This window comes from Herbiconiux sp. SALV-R1, from assembly GCF_013113715.1.
Taxonomy (GTDB): domain Bacteria; phylum Actinomycetota; class Actinomycetes; order Actinomycetales; family Microbacteriaceae; genus Herbiconiux.
Map to the genome: position 1 here is coordinate 2413771 of NZ_CP053344.1, position 14317 is coordinate 2428087.

General features: G+C 71.7%; 13 protein-coding genes. 5 read left to right on the plus strand and 8 right to left on the minus strand.

Annotated elements, in window-relative coordinates:
• The first annotated feature begins 2 nt into the window (after window positions 1–2).
• From HL652_RS11520 to HL652_RS11530, 3 genes are all read left to right on the plus strand, one after another.
• The gene (locus HL652_RS11520) at window positions 3–1685 is read left to right on the plus strand and encodes an amidohydrolase family protein (RefSeq protein WP_171705450.1); all 1683 of its coding nucleotides are present in this window, start codon (window positions 3–5) and stop codon (window positions 1683–1685) included.
• A 110-nt stretch (window positions 1686–1795) separates the two neighbouring features.
• Entirely contained in the window at window positions 1796–3280 is a 1485-nt protein-coding gene (locus HL652_RS11525) for an MFS transporter (RefSeq protein ID WP_253743203.1), read from the plus strand.
• A 105-nt stretch (window positions 3281–3385) separates the two neighbouring features.
• Window positions 3386–3961, plus strand: a complete 576-nt coding sequence (locus HL652_RS11530; protein ID WP_171705451.1) for a histidine phosphatase family protein — start codon at window positions 3386–3388, stop codon at window positions 3959–3961.
• Window positions 3962–4049: 88 nt separating this feature from the next.
• Here the strand turns inward: HL652_RS11530 and HL652_RS11535 are convergent, their stop codons facing one another.
• The 3 genes from HL652_RS11535 to HL652_RS11545 form a co-directional block, all read right to left on the minus strand.
• The gene (locus HL652_RS11535) at window positions 4050–5090 is read right to left on the minus strand and encodes a hemolysin family protein (protein WP_171705452.1); all 1041 of its coding nucleotides are present in this window, start codon (window positions 5088–5090) and stop codon (window positions 4050–4052) included.
• Window positions 5087–6457 (minus strand): hemolysin family protein, encoded by a 1371-nt coding sequence (locus tag HL652_RS11540; RefSeq protein WP_171705453.1) that lies wholly within the window; start codon window positions 6455–6457, stop codon window positions 5087–5089. Before HL652_RS11540 ends, HL652_RS11535 begins: the two co-directional genes overlap by 4 nt.
• A gap of 147 nt (window positions 6458–6604) precedes the next feature.
• Window positions 6605–6880 carry a hypothetical protein gene (locus HL652_RS11545; protein ID WP_171705454.1) on the minus strand — a complete coding sequence of 92 codons (276 nt, stop codon included), beginning with the start codon at window positions 6878–6880 and terminating at the stop codon, window positions 6605–6607.
• Between the two features lie 129 nt (window positions 6881–7009).
• Here HL652_RS11545 and HL652_RS11550 point away from each other — a divergent pair, with 129 nt between their 5' ends.
• Together HL652_RS11550 and HL652_RS11555 are read left to right on the plus strand one after the other, a co-directional pair.
• Window positions 7010–7474 carry an SRPBCC family protein gene (locus tag HL652_RS11550; protein ID WP_171705455.1) on the plus strand — a complete coding sequence of 155 codons (465 nt, stop codon included), beginning with the start codon at window positions 7010–7012 and terminating at the stop codon, window positions 7472–7474.
• Window positions 7475–7613: 139 nt separating this feature from the next.
• Entirely contained in the window at window positions 7614–8156 is a 543-nt protein-coding gene (locus tag HL652_RS11555) for a hypothetical protein (protein WP_171705456.1), read from the plus strand.
• A 60-nt stretch (window positions 8157–8216) separates the two neighbouring features.
• Here the strand turns inward: HL652_RS11555 and HL652_RS11560 are convergent, their stop codons facing one another.
• The 5 genes from HL652_RS11560 to HL652_RS11585 all read right to left on the minus strand — a co-directional run bounded on the left by HL652_RS11560 (window position 8217) and on the right by HL652_RS11585 (window position 14061).
• Window positions 8217–8465, minus strand: a complete 249-nt coding sequence (locus HL652_RS11560; RefSeq protein WP_171705457.1) for a hypothetical protein — start codon at window positions 8463–8465, stop codon at window positions 8217–8219.
• Between the two features lie 99 nt (window positions 8466–8564).
• Window positions 8565–10433 (minus strand): cellulase family glycosylhydrolase, encoded by a 1869-nt coding sequence (locus tag HL652_RS11565; RefSeq protein WP_253743205.1) that lies wholly within the window; start codon window positions 10431–10433, stop codon window positions 8565–8567.
• Between the two features lie 197 nt (window positions 10434–10630).
• Window positions 10631–11467: a hypothetical protein gene (locus HL652_RS11570; RefSeq protein WP_171705458.1), complete on the minus strand. Its 837-nt coding sequence runs from the start codon at window positions 11465–11467 to the stop codon at window positions 10631–10633.
• A gap of 132 nt (window positions 11468–11599) precedes the next feature.
• Entirely contained in the window at window positions 11600–12628 is a 1029-nt protein-coding gene (locus HL652_RS21710) for a response regulator (RefSeq protein WP_253743206.1), read from the minus strand.
• Window positions 12629–12711: 83 nt separating this feature from the next.
• Window positions 12712–14061 (minus strand): sensor histidine kinase, encoded by a 1350-nt coding sequence (locus tag HL652_RS11585; RefSeq protein ID WP_171705459.1) that lies wholly within the window; start codon window positions 14059–14061, stop codon window positions 12712–12714.
• Window positions 14062–14317 lie beyond the last annotated feature (256 nt).

Consider the following 14317-nt stretch of genomic DNA (forward strand, 5'->3'; position numbering starts at 1 on the left):
CCGTGCGCACCCTCTGGCGAAACGCCCTCCTCCTCGCCTGTGACGACGAGCACGGCACCACCCCGTTCCGCGGCGACCTGCTCGTCGACGGCAGCGACATCGTGGCGGTGACACCGCGCGGCGGGGGCGATGGCGGAGGCGGCACGGATGCGCTCCCCGGCCCGGGCGACGACGGCACGGATGCTGTGTCCCGCTCGGGCGACGACGGCACGGATGCTCTCCCCGGCCCGGGCGACGACGGCACGGATGCCTCGACCACCGTCGTCGACGCCACCCACCTGTTCATCACCCCCGGCCTGGTGAACGCCCACACCCACTCCTGGGAAGTACTGCTGCGCGGCACGAGCGAACCGCTCCCGCTCGAGATCTGGACCCTGCTGAGCTACCCGCCCGACGGCGTCGAGCCCGCCTCGGAGCGGCTCGTCTACCTGCGCACGATCGTCGCCGCCGTCGAGGCGCTCCTCGGCGGGGTGACGACGGTGCTCGACGACACCGGCGAGCTGCCGATGCAGACACCCGAGAGCACGGAGGCGCTGTTCCGCGCCTACGACGATGCCGGGCTCCGCGCGACCTGCGCCGCGAGCACCGTCGACGTGCCGCTCGTCGACCGGCTGGCGTTCGCGGAGGAGGTGCTGCCCGCATCCGTCATCGAGGCGTCGCGGGCGGCGCTCACCGACCGCGACGGGCTCCACGACGACTACCTCGCCCTCGCCGAGACGGCGCGGGCGCTCGCGGGGCGTTTCCCGCGCATCCGTTTCGCCCTGTCGCCGAGCGCCCCGATGCGGGTGACCGACGAGTACCTCGTCGACTGCGCGCGGCGCGCCCGCGACGCGGGCGAGGTGCTGCACACGCACCTGCTCGAGACCGTGCTGCAGCGCGAGCTCGCCCGCACCCGCTACGACGGCAGCACGATCGTCGAGCACCTCGACCGGCTCGGGGTGCTCGGGCCGAACCTCACCGCGGCCCACGGCGTGTGGCTCACCGACGGCGACCTCGAGCTGCTCGCGGCCTCGGGCACGAGCGTCGTGCACAACCCGCTGTCGAACCTGAGGCTCGGGTCGGGGATGCTGCGCTGGCGCGATCTGCACGACGCGGGCGTGCGGGTGGCGCTCGGCACCGACGGCGCCTCGAGCAACGACTCGCTCAGCATGCACGAGGTGATGAAGGCGGCGGCGCTGCTGCACACGCTCGACGACCCCGACTACCGGCGCTGGCCCGTGGTCGGCGAGGTGCTCGAGGCGGCGACCGTGAACGGGGCCCGGGCCGCCGGGTGGGGCGACCGGGCGGGATCGCTCGTGCCGGGGCTCGCCGCCGATCTCGTGGTCTACGACCTCACCGCGGGCACCGCCTTCACACCGCTGCACGACGCGGCGCGGCAGCTCGTGCTGTCCGAGAACGGCAGCTCGATCAGGCAGGTGTGGGTCGACGGGCGGCTCGTCGTCGAGAACGGGCGGTGTCTGCTGATCGATGCGGATGCGCTGCTCGCCGAGTTCCGGGAGGAGGCCGCTCGGTACCTGGAGGAGCAGCTGCCGCGGTGGCGGGCGGTGCAGGGGCGGTTCGAGCCCGCCGTGCGGGAGGCGTACCTGCGGGCGTGGGGGAAGGGCCCGGACTCGGGCGCGCTCTCGGCGGAGGGCGAGGGCACGGAGGACGGCGGCGGCGTGCCCGGTGTCGGGGGTCGCGGTTAGACTGGAACCCTGACCGGCCACGTGCGCCGGTGTGGTCGTGTGGGCGAGGAGTTCTGCAGATCCGAGGCTGGAAACCTCCGGCATCCGCACTCCCACTGGAGGTCTCCTTCGTGTCCCTTCCCGCATCCGTCGGCCGCGCATCCGCTCGCCCCTCGTCGGCCCGCCGTACTCCCAACAAGTGGTGGGCGCTCGGCGTGCTCGCCCTCACCCAGCTCGTCGTGGTTCTCGACAGCACCATCGTGAACATCGCGCTGCCGCAGGCGCAGCAGGAGCTCGACCTCACCGACGGGCAGCGGCAATGGGTCGTCACCGCCTACGCCCTCGCCTTCGGCGCGCTGCTGCTGCTCGGCGGGCGCATCGCCGACTACTGGGGGCGCAAGCGCACCTTCCTCGTCGGCATGGTGGGCTTCGGCATCGCCTCCGCCGTGGGCGGTCTCGCGCAGAACGGCATCGAGCTGATCGTGGCGCGCGGCTTCCAGGGCCTGTTCGCCGCGATGCTCGCACCCGCCGCGCTCGCGCTGCTCACCGTCACCTTCACGGCCGGGCGCGAGCGCGCCACCGCGTTCGCCGTGTTCGGCACCATCGCCGGTGCGGGCGCCGCCGTGGGGCTCGTGCTGGGCGGCGTGCTCACCGAGTTCGCCGACTGGCGCTGGTGCCTGCTCGTCAACATCGTCTTCGTGATCGTCGGGTTCGTCGGCGGCATCCTGCTCGTCACCGAGTCGAAGGCCGACGGCGACAACCGCTACGACCTGTGGGGCGCCGTGACCGTCACCCTCGGGCTCGGCTCGCTCGTCTACGGCTTCAGCCTCGCCGAGCACGGCTGGGGCCAGCTCGACACCCTCGGGTTCCTCGCGCTCGGCGTGGGGTTGCTCGTCGCGTTCGTGCTGATCGAGCGTCGGGTCGCGCAGCCGCTGCTGCCCCTGCGTGTGGTGCTGCACCGGGTGCGCGGTGGGGCGTTCCTCATCCAGGCGCTGGTGGGAAGCGTCATGATCGGCGTGACGCTGTACCTCACCTTCCACCTGCAGATCGTGCTCGGCATGGCGCCGCTCGAGTCGGGCCTCGCCAGCCTCCCGCTGACGATCGCGATCATGGGGGTCGCTCCGGTGGCGACACGGTTCCTGCCCGTCGTGGGGCCGCGGGCGCTGCTCATCGCCGGGCCGCTGATCGTGGCGGTGGGGCTCCTGTACCTCAGCTTTATCACGGCGGGCGGCGACTACTTCGCGCAGGTGCTGCCCGGGCTCGTCATCATGGGCAGCGGCATGGCGCTCGTGTTCGTGCCGCTGCAGAACCTCGCGCTCACGGGCGTCGCACCCCACGACGCCGGCGCCGCCTCCGCCACGGCGAACTCGGCGATGCAGATCGGCGGATCGATCGGGCTCTCCGTGTTCACCGCGCTCTACGCCGGCGTCGTGGGCGGGGCTGCCGTCTCGGATGGGGTGTCGCAGCTGGCCGCCTTCACGAGCGGCTACTCCGCGATCTTCCTCGCCGCCGCGGGCGCCATGGTCGGCGCGTCGGCGATCGCAGTGTTCGTCATCCGCGGCCGCAAAGAGGAGCTGCTGCCCGAGCCGGGCGCGCCGGCGGTGGTGCACGCGTAGGGTCCCGCGCGGCGCCCGCCCCACACCCGCCCACCGCCGGGCGCCGGGCGCGGCCGGGCACCCGCCCCCACCCACCGCCGGGCGCGGGCTTGAGATGATGGGAGCATGAGTCTTCGTCTCCACCTCGTGCGCCACGGCCAGACCACCCTCAACGCCGAGGAGCGCGTCCAGGGCTGGGACGACTCCGAGCTCACCGAGGCGGGCCTCGCCGGAGTGCGCGAGACGGCGGAGGCGCTCCGCGACGTCGAGTTCGTCGCCGCCTACGTGTCGCCGCTCGGGCGCACGGTGGCGACCGCCGACGAGATCCTCGCCCACCACCCGCTCGTGAAGCCCGTGCTCGACGACCGGCTCAAGGAGCTGCACTTCGGCAGCTACGAGTCGCGCCCCAACGCGTCTCTGCTCGAGGTCGGCGACTTCGCCACCATCGGCGCCGGCATCACGGCCGGCACCTTCGAGGGTTTCGGCGGCGGGGAGCACTCCCGCGACTTCGTCGACCGCATCACGCAGGCCTTCGACGACATCGTCGCCGCGCATCCGGAGGGCGAGGTGCTCGTCGTGAGCCACGGCGGCACCATCCAGACCTTCATCTCCCGCGTCGCCGCCTACTCGGGCCCGCCGCTCGCGAACGCGAGCGTCACCGTGCTCGAGCGCACCGCCGACGGCTGGGCGCTCGGCGCGTAGCGTTCGAAAACGCAAACGTCGCGGCATCCGAGCCCCATACGAAGCCGGATGCCGCGACGTTTGCGTTTCTGAACAGGTAACCCGCGCGTCAGCGCCGGGTGGCGTCGTCGACCTCGCCTACGAGCTCCTCGATGATGTCCTCGAGGAAGAGCACCCCCGTCACCGTGCCGTCGGCGGTCTGCGACCGCGCCACGTGCGAGCCCGAGCGGCGCATCGCGGCGAGCGCGTCTTCGAGGTCGGCGTCGCGCGACACCGAGGTGAGACGACGGATGCGCTTGGCCGGCACCGCCTCGTCGAACGTCGACCCCGCGGTGAGGTCCATCACGTCCTTCAGGTGCAGGTAGCCCGTGGGCTCCCCCGACCCGTTCGTGAGGATGTACCGCGAGTACCCGTGCTCGGCCACCGCAGCCTGGATGGCGCGCGGCGTCGACTCGGGCGCCAGCAGCACCATCTCGGCGATCGGCACCTCCACGTCGCTGACCTTCTTCGCCGTGAACTCGAACGCCGCCGAGAGGGTGCCCGACGCATCCGTCAGCACACCCTCGCGGGTCGACTGCTTCACGATCGTCGCCACCTCGTCGAGCGTGTACGTGCTCGTCGCCTCGTCTTTCGGCTGCACCCGGAAGGCGCGCAGGATGAGGTTCGCGATGCCGTTCAGCGACCAGATCACCGGCCGCACCACCTTCGACACGAACACCAGGGGCGGCGCGAGCAGCAGCGCGGCCCGGTCGGGCACCGAGAAGCTGAGGTTCTTCGGCACCATCTCGCCGAACACCACGTGCAGGAAGGTCACCAGCACCAGCGCGATGACGAACGCGACTCCCCCGATGAGTTCGGGGCTGAGCGGAGTGAGCGCGAGCGGGTACTCGAGCAGGTGGTGGATGGCGGGCTCCGACACGTTCAGGATGAGCAGCGAACACACCGTGATGCCGAGCTGGCTGGTGGCCAGCATGAGCGTGGCGTGCTCCATCGCCCAGAGCGTCGTCTTCGCGGCCTTGCTGCCCGCCTCGGCGCGCGGCTCGATCTGCGAGCGGCGGGCCGAGATGACGGCGAACTCGGCGCCGACGAAGAAGGCGTTCACGACGAGCAGCACCACGAGCCATACGATTCCGGGGATGATGTCGCTCATCGGACGTCCTCTCCTTCGGCGGCGTGGGCAAGCGGTGCGGTCAGCGCGGCGTGCGCGGCGTCTTCCGACTCGTCCACCGGAATGAAGCGGATGCGGTCGAGCCGCACCCCGTCGACCCGCTCGACCCGCAGCACACCGCCGTCGATGGCGACCTCGTCGCCGAGCTCGGGCAGGCGGTCGAGCTCGTCGATCACGAAGCCGGCCACGGTCTCGTGCCCCTCGTCGTCATCGGGCACGCGGATGCCGGTGCGCTCGAGCAGCTCGTCGGGCCGGAGGCCGGCGTCGAACACGACGGAGCGCCCGGTGCGCACGACGCCGGCGTGGGCCCGGTCGTGCTCGTCTTCCAGCTCGCCCACGAGCTCCTCCACGAGGTCTTCGAGGGTCACGACGCCGGCGGTTCCGCCGTACTCGTCGGTGACGACCGCGATCTGGAAGCCGCTGCCCCGCAACAGCCCCAGCAGGGTGTCGATGCCCATCGACTCGGGGATGCGGAGCGGCTCGACCATGAGGTCGCCGACCCGAGCATCCGTCTGGTCGTCGAGCGGCACGGCGAAGGCCTGCTTCACGTGCACCACGCCGACGATGTCGTCGACGCCGCCGTCACCCGTCACGGGGAAGCGCGAATAGCCGGTCGACAGGGCGAGCGCGACCACCTCGGCCGCCGAGGTGGCGGGGGTGACGCTCGCCATGCGCACGCGCGGCGTCATGACGTCGGAGGCGTCGCGCTCGGCGAAGCGCAGGGTGCGGTCGAGCAGGGTGGCGTGATCGCTGTCGAGCATGCCCTCGGTTGCCGAGCGGCGCACGAGCGAGCTGAGCTCCTCGGCGGTGCGGGCGCCCGAGAGCTCCTCCTTGGGCTCGATGCCCATGGCGCGGATGAGCGCGTTCGCCGTGTTGTTGAAGAGCAGGATGACGGGCTTGAACACCGTGGTGAACAGCGCCTGGAAGGGCACCACGAGCTTCGCGGTGGCCAGCGGTAGCGCGAGCGCGAAGTTCTTCGGCACGAGCTCGCCGATGACCATCGAGAACAGCGTCGCGAGCAGGATGCCCACGACGGCACCCACTCCGGGCACGATCGCCTCGGGCACGCCGATGCCGGTGAGCGGCTCGCGCAGCATCGAGGAGATGGCGGGTTCGAAGGTGTACCCCGTGAGCAGGGTGGTCAGCGTGATGCCGAGCTGCGCGCCGGAGAGGTGCGTCGAGGTGATGCGCAGGGCCTTGATGGTGGGGCCGAGGCGCTTTTCGCCGCGCGCCCGGCGCTGCTCGAGCTCATGCCGGTCGAGGTTGACCAGCGAGAACTCGCTGGCCACGAAGAGGCCGGTGCCGACGGTGAGCACGAGGCCCACGCCCACCATGATCCATTCATACAAGGGGCAGCCCCCTGAGAGTCGGACCGGTGGTCAGAGTGTCAAGGGGCGTCGATCTGTGATGAGGAGGGTCGTCCATAGTCCCGGCAGACTACCGGCCCCTCATGTGAAACGTCTATGAGGGGCCGGGCGAGGCGGGGCGGATGCGCGTCAGGCCGAGATGCCTGCCTCGCGGAAGAGCTTCCGCAGGTCGACGACGAGCTGCTCGTCGACGTCTTTGTGGCGAGGCTTCGTGATGACCAGGCGGCCCTCGCCGAGCTTCACCACGAACTTGCCGTCGTGCTCCTCGGTGACCTCGGCCACCTCGTTCAGCAGGCCGATCACGTCGTTCCACTCCAGGTTGTGCGTGGTGGGGTGCGCCTCGATGCGCTGCAGGGTGGTGCGGTGGTGCTGGCTGAGGTGCTCGGGGGTGCCGGCGTCGGTCATGGTGTCTCCTCGAGGGCGATGGGCTCGCGGTGGGCCGGGAGCCGGGTGGGCGGCATCCGTTCGATGCGTCGTCATCGCTCACAGTAGCGCCGCCGGGTATCGTCGAGGGATGCGCTGGGTGATTCCCCGTTGACCGCCCGATTCGAGGTCGTGACGCTGTCGGCGCATCCGGTCGAGGTGCTCTTCGACCGCGCTCGCAGCATCGACGAGCACCTCGGGTCGATGGCCGGCACGCGCGAGCGTGCGGTCGCGGGGGTGACGAGCGGGCTCATCGGGGAGGGTGAAGAGGTGACCTGGGAGGCCAGGCACTTCGGGGTGCGGATGCGGTTGTCGAGCCGGGTGATGGAGCTCGACTTTCCGACGCGGTTCGTCGACGAGCAGGTGGCGGGGCCGTTCAGGTGGTTCCGGCACGAGCACGTGTTCTCGGCGCTGCCGGGGGGCGCGGGTGGTGGGGTCGACGGTGGGTCGCGGATGGTGGATCGGGTGGAGTTCGCGGCGCCGTTCGGGGTGCTCGGGGTGGTGGTCGAGCGGCTCGTGCTGCGGGGGTATCTGCGGCGGTTGATCGAGGAGCGGGGGCGGTACCTCGCGGGGTGAGGGGGTGCTCAGGGTGCGGGGCTGCTCGGGTGGGGCGGCGCTGGAGCGTGCGGTACCTTCGGTGCTCAGGGGGGGCGGGTAGCGTGGCGAGTCAGTCGGTGATGCGGCCGGCCGAGTTCTTACGGGGGGGGCGGCGACGATGGCGACCGAGTATCTGCGTGACGGCGTCTTCCTCATCGCCTGGTTCGGGCTGATGACCTGCGTGTGGTTCGGCTGGGCGCAGGAGGCTCCGCCGAAGGGTGCGGCGCGGTGGCTCGGCGTCGGGAGCGGGCTCGGCATCGTCGCGGCGCTCGCGGGCGGGTTGCTGCTGTGGCGGGTCTGGGCGACGCCCTCGGCGCTCGAAGGGCAGTACCCGGTGTTCGGGCTGCTCGTGCTCGCGGAGGTCGCTGTCGCCGCGATCGCCTGTCTCGTGCTCTGGCGGCGGGGGCGGAAGCGGTGGTTCTCGCTGGCGGTCGGGCTCGTCGTGGCGGTGCACTTCGTGCCCCTCGGCATCCTGCTCGACGACGCCGGGCTCATCGTGCTCGGGCTCGTGCAGACCGTGCTGGTGATCGTCGCCGCCCGGGTCGCCCACAACAAGCACCGCGCGCCGAGCTTCACCATCGGGGTGGCGATGGGTGTGACGCTGCTGATGGCGGTGATGGTGGCGGGCGTGCGGTGGGTGCCGGAGGCGCTCAGCGCGTAGCGCGCAGCGCGGCTCTGCGCTGGTGGCGCCCGGCGGCGGCACGTGGCGCGCAGCGGCGGGTCACTCGGCGTCGAGTTCCTGCTCGAGCTGCTCGGCGGTGAGGCGGTCGCCCGGGGTCGGGCGGCGGAACGCGGTGTGCTCGGCGTGCTCCCGTTCGTGGACGGCGGCCGCATCGGCGTCGGCGTCGGGCTCGCCGGCGTGAGCGGCGTCGGCGAGTTCGGTGTCGGCCTCGCCGTCGAGGTCGTGGTCGCGCGGATCCGGCTCGGGCGCGGGCTGCCCCGCCGGGAGGAACGGCTCAGAAGAAGACATGAACCGAGGATGCTGTGCCCACGTGAACACCGCGTGAACTCCCGGAACCCCGGTCGAGCCACGGTGCGAGGCAGGCGCGGCGGAGCATCCGCTGCTCTGTCACTTCGCGGTGACGGTCACCGTGGGCGAGGCGGGAGCCTTGGCGGAGGCGACCTGCAGGCCCACCCGTACCTCCTGGCCCGGGGCGAGCGCCGCCGCCCAGTCGGCCCCCGTGCAGGTGACGGAGACCTTGGGCTTCGCCGTGCAGGTCATGCCCCAGGCGTTGACCACGGAGGTGACGGCGGGGTCGTTCCAGGTGGCCGTCCAGGAGGACGTCGTGCCGGTCGACTTCACCACGAGGTCGGCGACGTAGCCGTCGCCCCACGAGCTCTGCAGCTGCCAGCTCGCCTGCACGCCGGCGGGGGCCGAGGTCGGCGTCGGGGTGGGGGTGGTCGTGGGCTTCGGCGTGGCGGTCGCCGTCGGTTTCGGGGTGGGCGTGGGCGTCGCCGTGGGCTTCGGGGTCGCGGTGGGCGTTGGCGTCGCCGTGGGCTTCGGGGTCGCGGTGGCCGTCGGCTTCGGGGTGGGGGTGACCGTGGGCGGGGCGGCGGTGGTCGTGGGGATGGGGGTGACCGTGGGCTTCGGGGTCGACGTGGGCTTCGGGGTGGGAGACGGGCTGGGGGTCACCGCTCCGCCGGCGCCGAGGAGGGGCCGGAGGGCCTGGAGCTTCGCGGTCTGCGGGGTCGTCCAGTCGTCTTTCACGAGGCCGCCGGTGTCACCGCTGTTCGGGTTGAACGACCAGTAGGCGAAGCTCAACTTCTTCGAGCCCAGGTAGCTCACCAGGCTGGCGAGCCACTTCTTGTCGCTCTCGGTCTCGTACTTGGTGCCGAACTCGCCGACCAGCACCGGGGCGATCTTCTTCGTCGAGATGAAGCCCCAGTTCTTCTCCCACACCCCGGCGAGGTTCGCCGGATAGTTCGACGCCTGAAACCACGACTGGTTGAACACCGTCGACGGGTAGTCGTGCGGGGAGTAGACGACGCGGTTCGCCACCGACAGCTTCACCGGCTTCGAAGCGACGCCCGAGAGCCCGCCGCCCCACCAGGTGGAGCTGCCTTCGGGCTGACGTTCGACGCCCTCCACCACGATGAGCAGCTTCGGGTTCACCGAGAGCACCGCGTTGCCCGCCCGGGTGGCCGCCGCCTGCCAGTCGACCGAGGGGGTGCCGCAGCCCCAGCAGGCGCTACCGTGCGGCTCGTTGTGCAGGTCGACGCCGATCACGGTCGGGTCGGTCTTGTAGCGGGAGGCGAGCATCTTCCAGTCGGAGATCCACTTCGCTTCGCTGTACTGGCCGGTGTACCAGAGCTCGGACTGCCCGCCCGAGTCGGGCCGGTGCCGGTCGAGGATGACGCTCAAGCCGTACGCCTTGGCCCGGGCGACGAAGCGATCCATCAGCTGCAACGGGCTGAAGGCGCCGAGCCCGGGGTTCACCTGCTCGTTGATCGAGTTCGGCTTCGCCTGCGCGAGGCACTCGTTCGAGAACGGCAGCCTCACGGTGTTGAAGCCCATCGAGGCGATTTGCGCGAGTCCGGAGTCGAGCGAGATGCTCCACAGCCCGTGGGGCGCGCAGTTCGAAGTCTCCATGCCGAACCAGGCGACGGCCTTGATGACGTAGTCCGACCCCGAGGCGGTCTTGATGCTCGCGCCGCTGGTGTGCAGCCACCCGGGCTGGGTCGCAGCGGATGCGGTGGTCGCCGGCACGACGAGCCCCGCCACCACGAGGGCCAGCGCTGCGAGCGCGGCACCGAGGCGTCGGCGGAGGGGGCGGGTGTGGGCGCGCCGGGTGCGGGCGCCTGCGCTGGGGCGGGTGTGGGCGCGCCGGGCGCTGGCGCTCATGTCGGCACGGGACTCTGCGCGGGTGCGCCGGGTGTGGGCGCTGAGGGATGACGCCGGGGCGAGCATCCGTTCGCCGTCGTCGCTTCGAGCGCGCATCGATCCTCCGAGTTGCATGTCTGGCCCGTGTGAACTGCAACCCCCGCACGAGTTCCCAACACCTCGGAGGTGCCCTCATGGTAACCCGATCCTGCCCGGCCCGCCGACCCGGGGGCGCCGGCGGCCGCAGAGGTAGCGCAAAGTGCTCGAATCCTGGCGCTTTCGCGCACTTCGCGCGACCATCGCGCGCGGCGAGGTCAGGGAGCGGGCGTCGGCGGCAGCGCGAGGTCGACGCGGCGGAGGGCGACGAGGCGGAGGCCGCTGTCGTCCCAATAGCAGGTCTGGAGCAGGAGGTCGGCGGTGAGGCCGGAGGTGGCGGTGGCGGCGTCGTCGCCGGCGTGGGCGGCACGGTCGCCGGTGACCTGGTAGTCGCCGTCGAGGTCGGTTCCGCCGATCGACACCAGGTCGCCCACTGTCAGGCCGAGCACGACGTCACCCTCGCAGAAGTTGTGGGCGCCGACGATGGGGGCGGAGGCGCCCACATCCATCCGCACCCAGAGGCATCGGTCGAGCTCGTCTTGAAACCCGCGCGTGTCGACGTCGATGTTCACGTGCTGCTGGCCCGATGCGCCGGCCCCGTCGTCTCCCCGGTCTTTGCCCGCGGAGTCGCCCGTCTCGTCGGGCGAGGCGGGGAGCGTGGTGCCTCCGGCGGAGTCGCCCGTCTCGCCGGGTGCGGCGGGGAGCGTGGTGCCTCCGGCGGCGGTCGCGGATGCGTCGGAACGCGCGTGAGCCGACGCCCCGGCGAGTGACGTGCTGTTCAGGCCCGCGGGCAGGCCGTCCACCGGCGTGGCCACCACGGGCAGGCCGGCCACCGGTGTAGCCGCCGTGGGCTGGCCGGCCAGCTGCGTGGCCGCCGCGTGTGGAGGCGTGACGCTGATGGCGGCCCAGAGGAGCCCGGCCGCCGCAGAACCGGCGAGCAGCGCGAGCGGGACGCGTCTGCGGAGTGCCGCCCAGCGCTCGGCGCGGTGGTACGCGTCAAAGGCGACTCGATCCTCTCCGTCGCGTGCGGGATCGGGAGCGGCGCGTCTCGCCATGGCTCCACCTCCCGTCGCGCGTGCTCCGTCGCCGGGGCTGCGCCCGATGATGCCTGGCCGAGATGAACACGCGGTGACGCCTCATACGTCCGTCACGTCGTGGGCGACAGGGGAAAGGAGGGGTGGCCATCGTCAGAAGGTGAGGAGGCGGTTCTCGTAGGCGTGGACGACGATCTGGGCGCGGCTGGTGAGGGAGAGCTTGGCGAGGATGCTGCGGACGTGCGACTTCACCGTCGACTCCGCGACAAAGGCGGCCTTGGCGATGTCGGCGTTGCGGAGTCCGCGCGCGGTGAGGAGGTAGATCTCGCGTTCGCGTGGAGAGAGCTCGGCGATGGGGCTGTCGGGCGCGTCGGGGTCGGCCCGCACGGTGCCGGTGCCGGTGCCGGAGTCGCGAGCAGCACGCCCGGCCGTCGACGGTCCCGAGCCGGCCCGGGCGAGCGGCGCGCCGGTGGAGCGCGCCTTGCCGACCTGGTCGCGCACCACCGTGCCGATCGGCGTCGGTGGAGCGTCTCCTGCGTGCACCGACCTGATGGTCTCGAGAAGCAGCTCGGGCGCCACGTCTTTGGTGACGAAGGCGCTCGCCCCGTGCTTCATCGCCTGGAAGACCGCCTCCTCCTGCTGGAACGTCGTGAGCACCACCACCCGGCACGCCCCCGCACCATCACCCCCGTCGACCGCCTCCCCCGCGTGGCCGCTCGAGCCCGTCTCCCCATGAGCCGCGGCACCCGCACCATCACCCCCGTCGGAGGCCACGCCCGAAAGGTAGCTCGAGCCGGTTTCCGCATGAGCCGCGGCACCCGCACCATCACCCCCGTCGGAGGCCACGCCCGCGAGGCCGCTCGAGCCCGTTTCCGCATGAGCCGCAGCCCCCGCACCGTCACTCCCGACGGAGGCCACGCCCGGAAGGCAGCTTGAGTCGGTTCCGCTGTCCTCCGCGGCCCCCGCAACACGCCTCGCCGACACGATGCGGTGCGTCGCCTCGATGCCGTTCATGCCGGGCATGCGGATGTCCATCAGCAGCACGTCGGGCCGCTCCCGCCGGGCGATCTCCACGGCGACCTCGCCGTCGCCTCCGGTGCCCACGAGCTCGAGATCGGGCTGCGACTCGATCAGCATGCGCAGCCCGTAGACGAAGAGCTCCTGGTCGTCGACCACGGCCACTCGGATGCGCGTCCCAACCGACGACGGCGGTACAGCGCCCAGGTCATCGCCACGGTCACCTCGAACGTCTGCGTCGGCCCCCGTCACAGCTGCACCCCCGCATCGACCAGGTCACCCGTGCGGGCAGACGACGCGCCGCTCACGTGCACCGGGATGAACGCGGTGACGACGAACTCCTCCCCATCGGCCGCCGCCGTGAGCCACCCGCCCACCAACCTGGCGCGGTCTCTCATGCCTGCGATGCCGAACGATCGCGGGGGCACAGCGCTCGCATCCGGTGCTCCCGGCCCGGGTGTTGCAGCAGCCGGCCCGCCCACCGCGTCGCCACGACCGCTCACGACACCGACGACGAGCCCGTCGTCACCCCATGCGAGCGACACCGCCGCCGAGGGATGCGGCCCTCCGTGCTTCAGCGCATTGGTCAGACTCTCCTGCACGATGCGGTACACGGCCGCCTCTTGGGTGGGAGTCAACCGACCCGGATCACCGAACTGCTCGAACCTCACCCCCATACCCGTCGACGACATGCGCCCCACGAGCGCTCCGAGTTCGTCGATGCGGGGTTGCGGGCGCTGGGTCTCGTCGTGCAGGCCCTCGAGCAACCCGCGCAGGTCGACCAGAGCTGCGCGGGCCGCCTCGGCGATCTCGCCCAGCGCCTCGTCGGTGCGCTGCTCCCGCGGAGTGCCCGGGCCCTCACGGCTCTCCCCCGCGGGCTCGGCTGCTCGGAGGAATCTCGTCCCGTCGGCCACGGCGATCACCACGGCCAGCGAATGGGCGAGAACATCATGGACTTCTTGGGCGATCTCATCGCGCTCCCTCACACTCCGGAGCTCCACGTCGGCGACGGCGAGCTCCGCCTCAGTCTCGGCGAGCAGCTCACGCTCACGACGGCGGCGGCGAGAGATGTGGAGAAGAAGGCCCGCTCCCCAGGCTGTGAGGAAGACGAGTGCGCCGAGCACGAGGAGCACGATCACCCAGATGAGCCGCGGACTCGAACCCGGCGACGGCGGAGAGCCCGTCAGGAGCTCAGCCCCGCCCGTCCAGCTCAACCAGTCACCGCCGAACACGAGCACGAGCGCTGCGACGGCCGCCTGCACCAGCCCCGCTGCCAGGCCCGCCCAGCGTACGCGACGGCTCGGCGAGCATCCGGCGGCGAAGGCCACCACGATCACCGCCTCGTAGAGCGGCCACGCCGTCGACGTGGGCGGCGAGAGCAGGCCCACCAGCTGCAGCACCGGCACCAGAACGACGATCGCGAGCGACACCGTGGTGAACCAGCGCGACACCGCGATCGCGACCGCGTAGGCGCCGAGGGTGAGGTAGAACCCGAGGTCGGGCGCGCGACCGATCTCGGCGTTCACCCAGAGCAGGGCGTAGATCAGGCCGATCGCGGGCTCGAGCAGAGGCCGCAGGGCCTTCAGGGTCGGTGACATGACCTCACGCTAGGCGCTCGAGCGGTGCGGATGCGCGGGCTGGGCGCCACATTCATCCGAACTGACGAGGGCGGCGCCTCAGGCGGTAGGGCAGTGCAGGTGAATGCGTTCGGTCGGTGCGGATGCGCGGGGCGGGTGGCACATTCATCCGAACTGACGAGGGCGGCGCCTCAGGCGGTGGGGCAGCGCAGCTGGATGCGCTCGGGCGGGGCGGATGCGCGGGGCGGGTGGCACATTCATCCGAAGGGACAAGGGC

Coding starts and splice junctions, on each gene's coding strand:
- HL652_RS11530 (WP_171705451.1), top strand. CDS start 3,386: ATGAGTCTTCGTCTCCACCTCGTGCGCCACGGCCAGACCACCCTCAAC.
- HL652_RS11535 (WP_171705452.1), bottom strand. CDS start 5,090: ATGAGCGACATCATCCCCGGAATCGTATGGCTCGTGGTGCTGCTCGTC.
- HL652_RS11545 (WP_171705454.1), bottom strand. CDS start 6,880: ATGACCGACGCCGGCACCCCCGAGCACCTCAGCCAGCACCACCGCACC.
- HL652_RS11555 (WP_171705456.1), top strand. CDS start 7,614: ATGGCGACCGAGTATCTGCGTGACGGCGTCTTCCTCATCGCCTGGTTC.
- HL652_RS11560 (WP_171705457.1), bottom strand. CDS start 8,465: ATGTCTTCTTCTGAGCCGTTCCTCCCGGCGGGGCAGCCCGCGCCCGAG.
- HL652_RS11565 (WP_253743205.1), bottom strand. CDS start 10,433: ATGCGCGCTCGAAGCGACGACGGCGAACGGATGCTCGCCCCGGCGTCA.
- HL652_RS11570 (WP_171705458.1), bottom strand. CDS start 11,467: ATGGCGAGACGCGCCGCTCCCGATCCCGCACGCGACGGAGAGGATCGA.
- HL652_RS11585 (WP_171705459.1), bottom strand. CDS start 14,061: ATGTCACCGACCCTGAAGGCCCTGCGGCCTCTGCTCGAGCCCGCGATC.